15 protein-coding genes are annotated in these 13,685 nt (G+C 74.0%); 9 read left to right on the top strand and 6 right to left on the bottom strand.

Annotation, left to right across the window (positions count from 1 at the left end; genetic code table 11):
* The first annotated feature begins 59 nt into the window (after positions 1–59).
* Entirely contained in the window at positions 60–1,241 is a 1,182-nt protein-coding gene (locus tag ACA511_RS13115) for a cytochrome P450 (protein ID WP_375024449.1), read from the top strand.
* A gap of 36 nt (positions 1,242–1,277) precedes the next feature.
* On the opposite strand, the gene ACA511_RS13110 is transcribed toward ACA511_RS13115, so the two are convergent.
* The 3 genes from ACA511_RS13110 to ACA511_RS13100 all read right to left on the bottom strand — a co-directional run bounded on the left by ACA511_RS13110 (position 1,278) and on the right by ACA511_RS13100 (position 3,226).
* A complete protein-coding gene (locus tag ACA511_RS13110) occupies positions 1,278–2,078 on the bottom strand; it encodes an SAM-dependent methyltransferase (protein ID WP_375024448.1) in 801 nt (266 codons plus the stop codon).
* A gap of 34 nt (positions 2,079–2,112) precedes the next feature.
* On the bottom strand, positions 2,113–2,904 hold the full coding sequence (locus tag ACA511_RS13105) for a methyltransferase domain-containing protein (RefSeq protein ID WP_375024447.1): 792 nt from the start codon (positions 2,902–2,904) through the stop codon (positions 2,113–2,115).
* A gap of 115 nt (positions 2,905–3,019) precedes the next feature.
* A complete protein-coding gene (locus ACA511_RS13100) occupies positions 3,020–3,226 on the bottom strand; it encodes a hypothetical protein (RefSeq protein WP_375024446.1) in 207 nt (68 codons plus the stop codon).
* A 304-nt stretch (positions 3,227–3,530) separates the two neighbouring features.
* On the opposite strand from ACA511_RS13100, the gene ACA511_RS13095 reads away from it, so the two are divergent.
* The 6 genes from ACA511_RS13095 (at position 3,531) to ACA511_RS13070 (ending at position 7,578) form a co-directional block, all read left to right on the top strand.
* Entirely contained in the window at positions 3,531–4,490 is a 960-nt protein-coding gene (locus ACA511_RS13095; protein ID WP_375024445.1) for an aliphatic sulfonate ABC transporter substrate-binding protein, read from the top strand.
* On the top strand, positions 4,487–5,320 hold the full coding sequence (locus ACA511_RS13090) for an ABC transporter permease (RefSeq protein WP_375024444.1): 834 nt from the start codon (positions 4,487–4,489) through the stop codon (positions 5,318–5,320). Before ACA511_RS13095 ends, ACA511_RS13090 begins: the two co-directional genes overlap by 4 nt.
* Positions 5,293–6,018, top strand: coding sequence for an ABC transporter ATP-binding protein (locus ACA511_RS13085; protein WP_375024443.1), 726 nt, complete (start codon positions 5,293–5,295; stop codon positions 6,016–6,018). The genes ACA511_RS13090 and ACA511_RS13085 overlap by 28 nt, the downstream gene beginning before the upstream one ends.
* Positions 6,019–6,143: 125 nt before the next feature.
* Positions 6,144–6,365, top strand: a complete 222-nt coding sequence (locus ACA511_RS13080; RefSeq protein WP_375024442.1) for a hypothetical protein — start codon at positions 6,144–6,146, stop codon at positions 6,363–6,365.
* A 91-nt stretch (positions 6,366–6,456) separates the two neighbouring features.
* A complete protein-coding gene (locus ACA511_RS13075) occupies positions 6,457–6,786 on the top strand; it encodes a hypothetical protein (protein WP_375024441.1) in 330 nt (109 codons plus the stop codon).
* Between the two features lie 111 nt (positions 6,787–6,897).
* Positions 6,898–7,578 carry a DUF4328 domain-containing protein gene (locus ACA511_RS13070; protein WP_375024440.1) on the top strand — a complete coding sequence of 227 codons (681 nt, stop codon included), beginning with the start codon at positions 6,898–6,900 and terminating at the stop codon, positions 7,576–7,578.
* On the opposite strand, the gene ACA511_RS13065 is transcribed toward ACA511_RS13070, so the two are convergent.
* The 3 genes from ACA511_RS13065 to ACA511_RS13055 form a co-directional block, all read right to left on the bottom strand.
* Positions 7,575–10,907, bottom strand: coding sequence for a DNA polymerase III subunit alpha (locus tag ACA511_RS13065; RefSeq protein WP_375024439.1), 3,333 nt, complete (start codon positions 10,905–10,907; stop codon positions 7,575–7,577). The genes ACA511_RS13070 and ACA511_RS13065 overlap by 4 nt on opposite strands.
* A gap of 1 nt (position 10,908) precedes the next feature.
* Positions 10,909–11,184 (bottom strand): DUF6504 family protein, encoded by a 276-nt coding sequence (locus ACA511_RS13060; protein ID WP_375024438.1) that lies wholly within the window; start codon positions 11,182–11,184, stop codon positions 10,909–10,911.
* A gap of 105 nt (positions 11,185–11,289) precedes the next feature.
* The gene (locus ACA511_RS13055) at positions 11,290–11,556 is read right to left on the bottom strand and encodes a hypothetical protein (RefSeq protein ID WP_375024436.1); all 267 of its coding nucleotides are present in this window, start codon (positions 11,554–11,556) and stop codon (positions 11,290–11,292) included.
* A 333-nt stretch (positions 11,557–11,889) separates the two neighbouring features.
* Between ACA511_RS13055 and ACA511_RS13050 the strand changes: the two genes are divergently transcribed.
* Together ACA511_RS13050 and ACA511_RS13045 are read left to right on the top strand one after the other, a co-directional pair.
* A complete protein-coding gene (locus tag ACA511_RS13050; RefSeq protein ID WP_375024435.1) occupies positions 11,890–12,570 on the top strand; it encodes a TetR family transcriptional regulator in 681 nt (226 codons plus the stop codon).
* Positions 12,571–12,649: 79 nt separating this feature from the next.
* Positions 12,650–13,612 (top strand): quinone oxidoreductase, encoded by a 963-nt coding sequence (locus tag ACA511_RS13045; RefSeq protein ID WP_375024433.1) that lies wholly within the window; start codon positions 12,650–12,652, stop codon positions 13,610–13,612.
* Positions 13,613–13,685 lie beyond the last annotated feature (73 nt).

The following is a 13,685-nucleotide window of genomic DNA, read 5'->3' as shown; positions in this document are numbered from 1 at the left end:
CGCCGGGCGGCGGCGCGGACGAGACTGTGCGGGAACGCGGACATGGCGGGAGACCAGAAGTGGGCGTTGCGTTCGATCCCTACGGTTTCCACGAGGTCGACGCCGATCCGTACCCGGTGTACGCGCGGCTGCGCGAGGAGGCGCCGGTCTTCCGCGACGAGGCGCTGGACTTCTGGGCGCTGTCCCGGCACGCCGACGTGGTGGGCGCGTTCCGCGACCCCGTGCGGTTCTCCAGCGCCAACGGGCCGCTGCTGGAGCGGCGGGCCTGGGGGCCGCAGGCCCGGGAGGCGATGTCGTTCATCGCGATGGACCCGCCCCGGCACACCCGCATGCGCCGGCTCGTGTCCCGCGTGTTCACCCCCCGGCGGATCGCGGAGCTCGAACCGCGCATCCGCGAGATCGCCCGGCGCCATGTCGAGGCGGCGTTCGAGCGCCGCGCGTTCGACCTGGTCGCCGCGATCGCGGCGCCGCTGCCCACCGACGTCATCTCCGAGCTGGTCGGCGTCCCCGAGGCGGACCGCGCCGAGGTGCGGCGGCTGGCGGACGCGGCGCTGCACCGCGAGCCGGGGGCGCGGGAGATCGGCCCGGACGGCGTCGCGGCCCTGCTCGAACTGGTCGGGCACTTCGCCGCGCTCGTGGCCGACCGGCGCGGGCGCCGCCGCGACGACCTCGCCTCCGCGCTGCTCGACGCCGCGGTGGACGAGGAGCCGCTGACCGACGACGAGATCATCGCGTTCCTGCACCTGCTGGTCGGGGCGGGCAACGAGACCACGGCCAACCTCGTCGGCAACGCCTGGTACTGGGCGTGGCGCCATCCCGCGCAGCGCGCCAAGGCGTTCGCGGGCCGCGTCCCCGACTGGATCGAGGAGACGCTGCGCTACGACACCGCCGCCCCGCTCCAGCTCCGGACCCTCACGCAGGACGTCGAACTGCACGGCGTCCGGATCCCGCAGGGCGCGCGGATCGTGCTGCTCCCGGGGTCGGCCAACCGCGACCCCCGCGTCTTCGAGCGGCCCGAGGAGTACGACCTCGACCGGGACACCGGCCGGATGGCCACCTTCGGCAGCGGCCCGCACTACTGCCTGGGCGCGTCGCTGGCCAGGCTGGAGGCGCGGATCGTGCTGGAGGAGATGGCGGCCCGGCTGGCCGGCTTCGACCTCGACCCGGCCGCGGGGAGCCGGCCGCACTCGGCCTACGTGCGCGGCTTCGCGTCCCTCCCGATGACGGTGACGCCCCGCTGACCGGCATTTTTCGCGCCGCTCAGGGGCCTGCGCGGCTCAGGGCTTGCGCGCCACCGCCGCGAGCCAGACGTCGCGCAGGTCGACGGGGATGGCCGCGGGATTGCGCGACCGCCACCGCGTGATGCACACCAGGCCGGGATCGTGCGGCTCCAGGCCGTCGAGGAACCGCTCGATGTCGGCGCGGTTGCGCGGCCGCATCGGGGCGTTGCTCTCGGCGAACACCGCGAGCCCGGACCGGTTGTCGGACGGCCGCGTCCTGCGCACCTCTTCGTCGGTGATGTGGGAGACGGCGAGGTGGCCGCCGGAGCTCATCGCCTCGGTGAGCACCCCGATCGCCCCGTGCGGATCGTCGCCGTCCGGGACGAAGTGCAGGACGCCGGTGACCAGGATGCCGAGCGGCTCGCCGAAGTCGATGAGCCGCCGGGTGTCGCGGTGGGCCAGGATCCGCTCGGGGTCGCGGAGGTCCTCCTCGATGACCGCGACCGTGCCGGGGTCGCCGGCCAGCAGCGCGCGGGCGTGGGCGCAGACGGCCGGGTCGTTGTCGGCGTACACGACGCGGGAGCCGGGCGCGTGCCGGTGCGCGATCTGGTGGACGTTGTCCATGGTGGGGAGGCCGGTGCCGATATCGAGGAACTGGCGGACTCCGCATTCGGCCATCAGCCGCACGGCCCGGCCGATGAAGGCCCGGTGCTGCCGCGCGTACATGGCCGACATCGGCTCGACCTCGCTCAGCCGCCGGGCGGCCTCCCGGTCGGCGGCGAAGTTGTCCTTGCCGCCGAGCATCGCGTCGTAGATCCGAGCGATGTTGGGAACGCCGACGTCCGCATTCGGTGGCATGGAGACTCCAGATGGCCCGGCCGGGAAGACCACCTTAGCCGCGGCAGACGACCTCGGCGTGGGTAACCGAATACCAGCCGTCATCGGCCGCGGCCCAGGTCTTCCAGCCCTCGTAGACGCGCCGCAGCTCGTCGCGGGTCGCGTGGCCGCCCGCCACGGCGCGGTCGGCGACGGCGGAGCGGAGCATGCGGCCGCCCCACGACTCGCTCCACCATTCGCGTTCCTCGGGGGTGGCGTAGCACCAGGCCGAGGCGGACGCGGTGACGTCGGTGAAGCCGGCGGCGCGCGCCCAGGAGAGCAGGCGGCGGCCGGCGTCGGGCTCGCCGCCGTTGCCGCGGGCCACCTTGTAGTAGATCGGCAGCCAGGAGTCCATGCCGGGCGGGTCCGGGTACCAGGCCATGGTGCCGAAGTCGGCCTCGCGCGCGGCGACGATGCCGCCGGGCCGGGTGACGCGGCGCATCTCGCGCAGGGCCTGGACGGGGTCGGCGACGTGCTGCAGGACCTGGTGGGCGTGGACGACGTCGAAGGCGCCGTCCGGGAAGTCCAGGGCGTGGACGTCGGCGACGGCGAACCCGACGTTGTCCAGGCCGGCGGTGTTCTTGCGGGCCTCGTCCAGGACGGTCTCGGCGGAGTCGGCGGCGACGACGCGTCCGGGGGCGACGCGCCGGGCCAGGCCGGCGGTGATCGTGCCGGGGCCGCAGCCGACGTCCAGGAGGGACAGCCCCGGGCGCAGGTGCTCGATCAGGTAGGCGGCGGAGTTCTCGACCGTGCGCCACTGGTGCGCGCTCAGGACGGTCTCGTGGTGTCCGTGCGTGTATTCGGGCATGGGCCGAACCCTACGACGGCTTCTCATACTTTGAGAACCACGTATCAATATATGAGACGTCCGGGCATGGGAAAGGGGACCGAGATCCTGTCCCGGTCCCCTGTTCCGGCGTCTGTCAGGCCGCCACGGCGACCCGGCGGGCGGGCGCCGGCCGCGACCGCACGGGCAGGGCCTCGACCGCGGCGAGCACGGGCGCGGTCTCGGCATAGGCGTTCAGCGACGCGTGGGAGAGCTCGGTGAGCCACGGCTCGACGACGGTCCGCTCGGCGGGCCCGCCCAGCCGCGGGTGGGAGAGATGGAACGTGCCGGTCGCTGCGCTCATGCCAACGCCCCTTCCTTGAACCCCGGCGGGCTGCTCCTGTGCAGGTACCACCGCTGGTCACATACCCCTTAGTACGTCCGTACAAGCAACCTGGTTCGACGCCTGTTCCCAGGTGTCTCCCAAATCACATGGTCAACGCTACGGGGCGCCTCGGACACTTTCGAACGTGTATTCGACCCGGCGATCCCATGGGGTGATCTACCTCATAAATTCCTACTAAATCGGTAGCTTTAGTTCTAAGGTGAGGCCGCACGCCCCCCGCACCCACCCCGCACCACCGTCCCCTACTGGAGCACTGACCCTGATGATGCGCCGTTACGCCGCCGCACTCGCCTGCGCCCTCGCCCTGTCCGTATCCGCTCTGACGGCCGGCTGCGGCGCCGGCGGCGGCGAGGCGGGCGCCGCCGAGAGCGGGGAGCTGCGGGTCGGCTACCAGCGGTTCGCCTCGCTCAGCCTCGTCAAGGCCCGGCACGCCGAGGCGCCCGGGACGACCTGGTCGCTCTTCGAGAGCGGGCCGGCGCTGTCCGAGGGCCTCAAGGCCGGCGCGATCGACATCGGCGAGGTCGGCGAGGCCCCGCCGATCTTCGCCGCCGCCGGGAAGATCGACTTCAAGATCATCGCCACCTCGGCGCCCGTCCCCAAGGGCGAGGCGGTCCTGGTCAAGGAGAAGAACGGGTTCCGTTCCTTCAAGGACCTCAAGGGCAAGAAGGTCGGGCTCAACAAGGGCTCCAACGTCAACTGGCTGCTGGTCAAGCTGCTGGAGGCCAACGGCATGACGATCGACGACATCGACGTCAAGTACCTCAAGCCCGCCGAGGCCCGCCCGGCGTTCGACAACGACCAGATCGACGCCTGGATCATCTGGGACCCCTACTTCGCGCTCGCCGAGACGCCCGGCGTCAAGGTCCTCGTGGACGCCACCGGGCTGGCCAACAACCGCGAGTACGTGCTGGTGTCGCCGGAGGCGCTGGAGAAGAAGCCCGAGCAGGTCAGGAAGTTCCTGCGGACGCTGCGGGAGACCACCGCCTGGGGCATCGCGCACCCGGCCGAGCGCGGCGCCCTGCTCTCCCCCGAGCTCAAGATCCCGCTGGACACCACGCTGCGCGCGCAGGCCCGCAGCGCGCAGCCGATCGAGCCGGTGAACGCGGCGATCGGCGCCGAGATCCAGGAGATCTCCGACGGGTTCACCGAGCTGAAGCTGATCCCCGGCAAGGTCGACATGAAGAGCCGCATCGACGACCGCTTCACGGACGTCCTCGAATGAGCGTGGCGCAGACGGACGCGGCCGCGCCCGCCGCACTGGAGGCGCCGCCCGGCAGGCCGGCCGCCGGGCGCGCGGGCTTCCGCAAGAGGCGGCTGATCACCCCGGTCGCGCTGCTCGTCCTGTGGCAGGCCGCGGCGCAGACGGGCGTCCTCGACCCGGACAAGCTCCCGCCGCCCACCGACGTGCTGGCGGCGGGCCGGCGGCTCGCCGCCGACGGCGCCCTCGGCGGCTACCTCGCCGACTCGCTGCAGCGCGCCGTGGCGGGCCTGCTCATCGGCGGGCTGCTCGCGCTCGCCCTCGGCACCCTCGCCGGGCTGCTGCGCGCCGGGGACGACCTGGTCGACCCGACCGTGCAGATGGCCCGGATGCTGCCGCACCTCGGGCTCGTCCCGCTGCTCATCATCTGGCTCGGCATCGGCGAGTCCACGAAGATCACACTGGTCGCGCTCGGCGCGTTCTTCCCCGTCTACCTCAACACCTACGCGGGCATCCGCGACATCGACGAGCGGCTGGTCGAGGCGGCGAGGACGTGCGGGCTGACCGCGCTGGAACGGATCCGGCACGTGGTGCTGCCCGGCGCGCTGCCCTCGGTGTTCATCGGCCTGCGGCTGGCGTTCGCGGCCGGCTGGCTGAGCCTGGTCGTCGGCGAGCAGGTCAACGGGGACGGCGGGCTCGGCTTCATGATGATGGAGGCCCGCGAGTTCAGCCAGACCGACGTCGTCGTGCTCGGCCTGGTCGTGTACGCGGCGCTGGGCCTGCTGTCCGATCTCGTCCTGCGGATCCTGGAGAGGAGGCTCCTCGGATGGCGGCGCGGACTGCGGGCCACGTAGCGGAGGCGGCCGGAGTGCGCCGGTCCTTCGGCGGCACGGTCGTCCTGGACGGCGTCGACCTGGCCATCGAGCGCGGGCAGGTGATCGCCCTGCTCGGCGCGAGCGGCTCGGGCAAGAGCACCCTGCTGCGCGTCCTGGCCGGGCTGGACGACGAGGCCGCCGGCGAGTTCAGCACCACGTCCTCGCAGGCCGTGGTCTTCCAGGAGCACCGGCTGCTGCCGTGGAAGCGGGTCGCCGGCAACGTGGCGCTCGGCGTCCGGACGCCCGACGCCGGGGAGCGCACGGCGCGGGCGCTCGCCGAGGTCGGCCTCGCCGACCGGGGGCGCGCGTGGCCCGCCGAGCTGTCCGGCGGCGAGTCGCAGCGCGTGGCGATCGCCCGCGCCCTCATCCGCGAGCCCGAACTGCTGCTGATGGACGAGCCGTTCGGCGCCCTGGACGCGCTCAACCGGCTGAAGATGCAGTCGCTGTTCGGGCGGCTGCGGGCCGCGCACGGCTTCGCGGCCCTGCTGGTGACCCACGACGTCGACGAGGCGATCCTGCTCGCCGACCGGCTGCTCGTGTTGGACGGCGGCCGGATCGCCGAGTCCATCGACGTGGGGCTCGGCCGTCCGCGGGCCGTCGACTCGCCGGGCTTCGGCGCGCTGCGGCGCCGGCTGCTCGCGCTGCTGGGCGTAACCGCCGACCTGGACGGCCGGTAGGCGGAGCCGGATCGGCCGGATCGGCCGATCCGGCAGTCCGCCACCGGCCCTGCCCCGGCCTCGGGACGCGGCGCGGAGGGACGACCCGGTGAGGGCTGTCCGCGGATGCTGACAGAATCGACCCCGTGGCCATCCGCGTACTCGTCGCCGACGATCAGGAGACGGTCCGGACCGGGTTCCGGATGATCGTCGACTCGCGGCCCGACGTGTGCCCGTCCGACATCCGGATGCCGGTTCTGGACGGCCTGGCGGCGACCCGCGCGCCGGCCGGCGTCCACCGCGAGCCGCCCGCCCGGAACCGGGTGGAGACGGCCGCCTGGGCGTGGGAGCCCGGCCTCGTGACCTGACCCGCGGGCGGGCGGACGCGGGAGGGGCACGGGGCGCGCATTCGGGGGAAGGGGCACGGCACTGGCACCGGAGTCGCTGCACGGGCTGCCCGTGGCCGTCCTGGTCATCTGGGTGCTGGGCGCCGTCGGCTGGGGCGCCGTCCTCGCCGGGCTTCGCGGCCTGCGCGGGCCCGCGCGCGGCCCCGCGCTGTTCGCGCACACGGCGACCCCGGCCGGGATCGTCCTCCTCTTCTCCCTGCTCGGCTTCGGGTCGCTGTACGCGACGATCGCGCTGACCGCCGAGTGGTGGGCGCTGCTCGCCGTGACCGGTTTCCGTCCCGGGCGGCTGGTGGCCTCGGGCGGCCTCGGACGGCTCGCCGCGTGGATCGCGGGCACCGCCGCCGCGGCCTGGGCGGCCCACTGGTTCGTGTTCCACCCGTGACGCTCCGGTGGGCGTGTCGCGCGAACCCGCGTTGGGCCCGGCATGTCAAACGTACGTAGTATCCAAAGCAACCAACCGCAAAGGCCAGCTGCCAGACCAGGGAGGTGGACCATGCCGTGCGCGTTGTGCGGCGACATCATCCCGACCGAGGTCGACCGGTGTCCGGCGTGCGGCGCGTGGGCGCGGCGCCGCGACTTCCGCGCGGTCGGCGTGGCCGTGTTCATGCTGCTCGGCTTCAACGCGTTCGTCGCGCTCGGCTCCGGAATCAGCCTGCTCAGGATCGCGCGTCCGCTGCGCGGGGCGACGCACGACAGCTACGACGCGGTGGCCACCGGCAGGGCCCTCGCCCCCTACGGGGACGTGTTCACCATCGGCGCGATCATGGCGGTCGTCACCGGGCTGCTGTACCTGGTCTGGCTGTGGCGGGCGTTCCGGCAGTCGCCCGGCCCGCACCGGCACCACCGCGCCTGGGTGGTGCTCGGCTGGTTCCTGCCCGTCGTCAACCTGTGGCTGCCGCCCCGGATGGTCTACGAGGTCTGGGTGAACAGTGGCCGGTACCGGACGGCCGAACGCCAGGCCGCCGGGCTCGTCGTGACGGGCTGGTGGGTCTGCGCCCTCCTCGGCCTGCTCCTCGCCCGCGCGTTCACGCACGGCAGCGTCGACACCCTCGCCGAGGCGCGCTTCGACGTCCACGTCGGCGTCGCCGCGGCCGCCTTCCAGGCCCTCGCCGCCGCCCTCTGCATGGCCACGGTCTTCCAGATCACCCGCCTCCAGCTGGTCCGCGACGGCTAGCCGCCGGAGGAGCCGGGGCTCGCGTGCCAGAGGGCGGACCCCGGGGGGCGTTTGACGGCCGGGCCCGCGTGCCCGACGTCGGAGTACGGCGACATCGCGAAGCCCGTCGGCTGGACGATGCGGCGGCCCACCGGGCGGCCGTGCGGCGCCCGGCCCGCCATGGCGGCGCGGACGGCGTCCGGGCCGCCGCGCCGCCACTCCTCGTGCAGGACGTTCAGGTCCCAGCAGGCGTCCGCGGTGATCGAGACGGCGCGGTCCCCGGCGCGGCGGATCCGGCCGCGGGCGACGAGCAGCCAGGAGCCGAACACGGTGGCGGCGCACCGGTCCTGCACCGACTCGAAGAACGCCAGGTCGACGGGGCCGGTCGCGTCGTCCAGCGTCGCGAAGATGACGCGCTGCCCGGACCGGACCGCCGGGGTCTGCGTGGCGACCTTGACGCCGGCGACCAGGACCTCGCTCCCGGCGGGACGTCCCGGCAGGTCGGCTGCGCGGACGACGCCGAGCCCGGCGAGCAGCCCGTCGTAGAAGGTCAGGACGTGCCGGCTCACGTCCATGCCGAGGATGTCCAGCTCCGCCTCGACGATCTCGGCCGGCGTCATCGGCGGCAGCTCCCCCGCCGGGATGTCGTCGGCGGCGCCGGCCTCCAGGCCGAAGTCGTCGGCGAAAGAGAGCTGGCCCTCGACGAGGGGCGCGCGGGCGGTGACGCGGTCCAGGGCGCCGACGCGGCAGAGCAGGTCGCGGCGCGGGACGGCGTCGTGCACGGCGTCGAACGCCCCGGCCAGCACGAGCCGCTCGGCGGTCGGGCGGGACACGTGGGCGCGGCGCCAGAAGTCGGCCAGCGACGCGTACGGGCGCTCGTCCACGATCGTGCCGACCTCGGCGTCCGAGATGCCCTTGACCTCGCTCAACGCGACCCGGATGCCGGTCCGGCCGCCCTCGGAGACGGGTTCGGCGTGCCAGCCGGCGGCCGAGTGGTTGACGTCCAGCGGCAGGATCGGAACGCCGAAATGCCGCGCGTCGTCCAGGATGACCCGCTTCGGGTACATGCCGGGGTCGTGGGTGAGGACGCCCGCGTAGAAGGCGGCCGTGTGGTGCCGTTTCAGCCACGCCGACTGGTAGGTGGGCAGCGCGAACGACGCCGCGTGGGCCTTGCAGAAACCGAACGCGCCGAACGCGGTCAGCGCCCGCCAGACGCGGTCGACGACCGGCCCGGCGTAGCCGCGCGCCAGCGCCCGCTCCCGGAACCAGGCGCCGACCACGGCCTGCCCCCGCTCGTGGCCGAGGCTCCGCCGCGCCGCCTCCGCCTTCGACAGGCCGCATCCGGTCATCGCGTCGATGACGCGGAGCACCTGCTCGTGGAAGACGACCACGCCGAGGCTCTCCCGCAGCGCCGGCTCCAGGTCGGGGTGGGGGTAGTCGGGCTCGCGGGTCCCGGCGCGCGCCTCCAGGAACGGCGACACCATGTCGGAGTTGACCGGCCCCGGCCGGAACAGCGAGATGTCGATGACCAGGTCGTCCAGGTCGCGCGGCTGGAGCCGGCCGATCAGGTCCCGCTGGCCGGGCGACTCGATCTGGAAGCAGCCGAGCGTCCGGGACGTGCGGATCAGCGCGAACGTCGCCGGGTCGTCGCGCGGGACGTCCTCCAGCGCGATCGCCTCCCCGGACACCCGCGCGACCTCCGCCACCGCGTGCGCCATCGCCGACTGCATCCGCACGCCGATGACGTCGAGCTTGAGCAGCCCCATCGCCTCGACGTCGTCCTTGTCGAACTGGCTCATCGGGAACCCCGCGGCGGCCTGCTCGATCGGCGTCCGGTCGCGCAGCGAGGGGTTCGACAGCAGGACGCCGCACGGGTGCATGGCGATGTGCCGGGGCAGGCCGTCCAGGCGCTCGGCGATCCGGAACAGCACCTCCAGGCGGCCCGCCGCCAGGTTGCTCTGCCGCAGCTCGGGCAGGTCGTCCAGCGCCGCGCGGATCTGGCTCGCCCGGATCCGCGGGAACGCCTTGGCGATCGCGTCGATCTCCGCCGGCGGGAGCCCGACCGCGTTGCCGACGTCGCGGAGCGCGCTGCGCGCCCGGTAGGTCTCCATCATCGACACGCACGCCGTGCTCTCCGCGCCGAACCGGTCGAACAGCGCCCGGTACGCCTCCAGCCGCCGCGCCGACTCGACGTCCAGGTCGATGTCGGGCAGCCCCTCCCGGCTGTCGGCGAGGAACCGCTCCATGAGCAGGTCGTGCCGCAGCGGGTCGAGGTCGCCGATGCCGAGCAGGTAGTTGACCAGGCTGCCCGCGCCCGAGCCGCGGATCGCGCAGCGGATGCCGCGCTCCCTGATCAGCGCGGCGGCGTCCGCGACCGTGAGGAAGTACGGCGCCAGCCCCTTCCGGGCGATGACGCCGAGTTCCGCGTCGAGCCGCCCGGCGGCCCGCCCGGACCCTTCGAGCCCGCGCCGGGCCATCCCGTCCGCGCACCGGGCGGCGAGCAGCGCGTACGGGTCGCCCGGCGCGGCCGGCAGGTGGACGTCGTCCATGCCGAGATCGCGGCCCGGGTCCAGGACGCAGCGCTCGGAGAGCCGCCGCGTCGCCCGCAGGAGCGCCTCGGCCTCCTCCGGCCCGCAGCTGAGCTCGGCGACCCGGCGCATCTCCGGGACCGACTTCAGGTAGGCGTGCCCGGTGTGGTCCTCAAGGTGCCGCCGGTCCAGCGGGACGAGCTTGCGGGTCACGTCCAGCACCTGCGCGACCGGGTGGTCGGCCGGCTCCAGGTAGCGGACGGCGTTGCCGAGCACCGCCGGGACCCCCGCCGCGCGGGCGAGCGCCAGCATCCGGGCGGCCCGCGGCCCCTCGCCCCGGCCGTAGTGGTTCACGATCTCGAGCGCGGTCTCGGCCGTCGCGCGCCAGTCGTCCAGCCGCGCCGCCGCGACGTCCGGGCGGCGCCCGGCGACGGCGCGCCCCACGTCGGACGCCGGGCCGAGCAGCACCACGAGCCCTTCGGCGTGCGCGCCGACCATCTCCCGCGTCACGACGGGCCTCCCGCGCTCGCCCGCCGCGTGCGCCGCCGACACCAGCCGGCACAGCGACCGCCATCCGGCCCGCCCCTCGGCGAGCACCACGACGCGTTCCTCCCCCGTGGAGGCGACCCGCAGGTCTGCGCCGACGACGGCCCCGAGCCCCGCGTCCGCGCAGGCCAGGACGTGGCGGACGGCCCCGTACAGCCCGTCCCGGTCGGTCAGGGCGAGCGTCTCCATGCCGAGGCCCGCCGCCCGCTCGGCCAGCGCCGCCGGCGAGGCGACGCCGTACCGGAGCGAATAGCCCGAAGCGACATGAATATGCACGTCAGTCCCATACCCGGGAGAGCAGCCAGCTGTCGGCGGCCACGTCGCAACGCAGCTCGTAGACGCCGATCTCCCTGTCCGGGGTCGCCTCGACCCGCCAGAACTCCCGCTCCCCGGTGGCCTCGCCGGCGGGCTGCTGCTCCCGCCACCAGTCACGGGTCGTGACCCAGTGCTCCAGCACCCGCCGGACGGCGTAGAGCCGGCCACGCCAGACGAACCGGACCGGACGGCCGTCGCTCACCCAGACGTCCACCGGATCGCCGAACACGCGTGTCATCTGCCTCCCCCTAGCGCTCACCGCACGGGGGAAGGGCATGCGGCCTTTCGAACAGACGTTCGTCTCGGAGTCTAGGGAAGGCGCGACCCCGGGGGCAAGGCGGGATCAGGTCAGGAGGCGGGCCAGTTGGTCGGCGGCGATGGTCAGGTCGGTCACGTCGGCCATGCCGCCGTCCGGCCACAGGTAGGACCAGCCGTCGCCCACGGGCGTCGCGACGACCATCAGGCGGCGCCGCCCGCGCGGGCTGTAGACCGCCAGCAGCGAATCCCCGGGACCGGCGAAGCTCCAGGCGAGGCCCCGCGCCTCGACCTCGCGCGCGAGCGCCGCGAGGTGGCGCCTGCGCACCTCGGCCATCCCACCGACTACAGACATCAGCCGCCTCACCACGGTTCGAGCCGCCCGGAATGACCTTGGGCGATCATCCGGCGACGAATGGTGACCGGCCTTCAGCATGACCCGAAAGACGCGGCTGCGCAGGGAGAATCCGGAGAGTGGGACGGCTGTTTCCCGCTCCGCCGGGGACGGACCCGGGAGATGGATCCCGGAGAGGGACGCGACACGCCGCGCCCCCGTGCGCCGATCCCGCGCGGCGGGCGCCTTCCGGCGGCCGGAACCCGTCGCGTATGCGGAGGGTGCGTCCGTGATAAAAGCCTCTGTGAGACGGGCATGCTGTGCCCGCGTCAGGCCGAGAGAAGGAGCGAGCCGATGAGCGCCGTCCCCGCCGGCGACCCGTCAGGCCACCCGCCCGGTCCCGCTCCGGCGGAGGGCCGCGCGCTGGCCGGGCTCCGCGAGCGCAAGAAGCAGCGGACCAGGCTCGCGCTCATCGACGCCGCCCTGGACCTCTTCCTCGCCAAGGGCTACGAGGCCACGACGATCGACGAGATCGTGGCGGCGGTCGAGGTGTCGCAGCGGACGTTCTTCCGCTACTTCGCCACCAAGGAGGACGTCGTCACGAGCTTCATGACCGAGCACGACCAGGTGCTCGGGGAGGCGCTCGCGACCCGTCCGCCCGGAGAGCGCCCGTTCATCGCGCTGTTCGAGTCGCTGCGCGTGGTGCTGCGGGCCATCGCGGAGGGCGATCCGGCCGAGGGCGCCCGGTTCCGCCGCGTCCGGCAGGTGGTCGAGTCGACGCCGTCGCTGATGGCGGCGCAGATGGCGCGGTACTCGGCGTCCGCGGAGGCGCTCGCCGCCGAGGTCGCGCGGCGCGAGGGCGTCGACCTCCGGCACGACCTGCGGCCCCGGATCGTCGTCGCGTTCTACCTCGCGGCCGTCAAGGTCGCGTTCGAGGAGTGCGCCCGCCGGGAGATCTGGGACGCCGAGACGGTCGCGGCCCGCGTGGAGGAGGCCGTGACCCTCGCGGGCCGGACGATGCGCGACTGGGTCTGACCTCCGGCGGAATACCCGGCGGAGGCGCCGGGTTTCCCGGATCGCGACCACCGGGCCCCAGCAGGAAGGCAGAGACGCCATGCGCGCGATCGTCATCACCGAGACCGGCGGACCCGAGGTCCTGGAACCGGCGGACCGTCCCGTCCCCGCGCCCGGCCCCGGCGAGCTGCTGATCGGCGTGGCGGCGGCCGGCGTCAACTTCATCGACGTGTACTACCGGACGGGCGCGTACGCGCAGGAGCTTCCGTACACGCCGGGCGTCGAGGCGGCGGGGACGGTCGAGGCGGTCGGCGACGGCGTCCGCGACTTCGCGGTGGGCGACCGCGTGGCCTGGGCCAACGTGCAGGGCGCCTACGCCGAGAAGGCCGTCGTCCCGGCCGGCAGGGCCGTCCCCGTACCGGACGGCGTCGGCCTGGAGGACGCGGCGGCGTCGCTGCTTCAGGGCATGACGGCGCACTACCTGACCCGGTCGACGTATCCGATCGAGGCGGGCGACACCGTCCTCGTGCACGCGGCGGCGGGCGGGATGGGGCTCCTGCTCACCCAGGCGGCCAAGGCGCTCGGCGCCCGCGTCATCGGCACGGCCTCCACCCCGGACAAGGAGAGGCTCGCCAAGGAGGCGGGCGCCGACGTCACGATGGGATACGACGGTTTCGCCGACCGGGTCAGGGAGCTGACCGGCGGCGAAGGCGTCGCCGCCGTGTACGACGGCGTGGGTGCGCCCACGTTCGACGGGAGCCTGGCGAGCCTCCGGCGGCGCGGCACCCTGGCGCTGTACGGGGCGGCCGGCGGCGCGGTGCCGCCGTTCGATCCGCAGCGCCTCAACAGGGCCGGCTCGGTGTACCTGACGCGGCCGACGCTCACCCACTACGTGGAGCGGCGCGAAGAACTGCTGGAACGCGCCGCCGACGTCTACGGCTGGGTGGCGTCGGGGGCCGTGAAGGTGCACGTCGGACGCCGCCACGACCTCGCCGACGCCCGCTCCGCGCACGCGGATCTTGAGGCGCGGCGGAGCACCGGCAAGCTCCTGCTGATTCCCTGACCGTCCGGTCCGGCCCCGGCGGCTCCCTTAGGCTGGGTCCGGAAAGACGATCTTCCAAGGAGCGCCGCCCCCC

The sequence above is a fragment of the Actinomadura sp. GTD37 genome, assembly GCF_041951365.1.
Lineage (GTDB): Bacteria > Actinomycetota > Actinomycetes > Streptosporangiales > Streptosporangiaceae > Spirillospora.
The sequence above is the reverse complement of the archived record's forward strand: the minus strand, read 5'-3'. Positions and strand labels throughout refer to the sequence as shown.

Bases quoted from the DNA above. Each gene is read 5' to 3' on its own strand.
- ACA511_RS13110 (WP_375024448.1), bottom strand. From the start codon at position 2,078: ATGCCACCGAATGCGGACGTCGGCGTTCCCAACATCGCTCGGATCTAC.
- ACA511_RS13105 (WP_375024447.1), bottom strand. From the start codon at position 2,904: ATGCCCGAATACACGCACGGACACCACGAGACCGTCCTGAGCGCGCAC.
- ACA511_RS13100 (WP_375024446.1), bottom strand. From the start codon at position 3,226: ATGAGCGCAGCGACCGGCACGTTCCATCTCTCCCACCCGCGGCTGGGC.
- ACA511_RS13095 (WP_375024445.1), top strand. From the start codon at position 3,531: ATGATGCGCCGTTACGCCGCCGCACTCGCCTGCGCCCTCGCCCTGTCC.
- ACA511_RS13090 (WP_375024444.1), top strand. From the start codon at position 4,487: ATGAGCGTGGCGCAGACGGACGCGGCCGCGCCCGCCGCACTGGAGGCG.
- ACA511_RS13085 (WP_375024443.1), top strand. From the start codon at position 5,293: ATGGCGGCGCGGACTGCGGGCCACGTAGCGGAGGCGGCCGGAGTGCGC.
- ACA511_RS13070 (WP_375024440.1), top strand. From the start codon at position 6,898: ATGCCGTGCGCGTTGTGCGGCGACATCATCCCGACCGAGGTCGACCGG.
- ACA511_RS13060 (WP_375024438.1), bottom strand. From the start codon at position 11,184: ATGACACGCGTGTTCGGCGATCCGGTGGACGTCTGGGTGAGCGACGGC.
- ACA511_RS13055 (WP_375024436.1), bottom strand. From the start codon at position 11,556: ATGTCTGTAGTCGGTGGGATGGCCGAGGTGCGCAGGCGCCACCTCGCG.
- ACA511_RS13050 (WP_375024435.1), top strand. From the start codon at position 11,890: ATGAGCGCCGTCCCCGCCGGCGACCCGTCAGGCCACCCGCCCGGTCCC.
- ACA511_RS13045 (WP_375024433.1), top strand. From the start codon at position 12,650: ATGCGCGCGATCGTCATCACCGAGACCGGCGGACCCGAGGTCCTGGAA.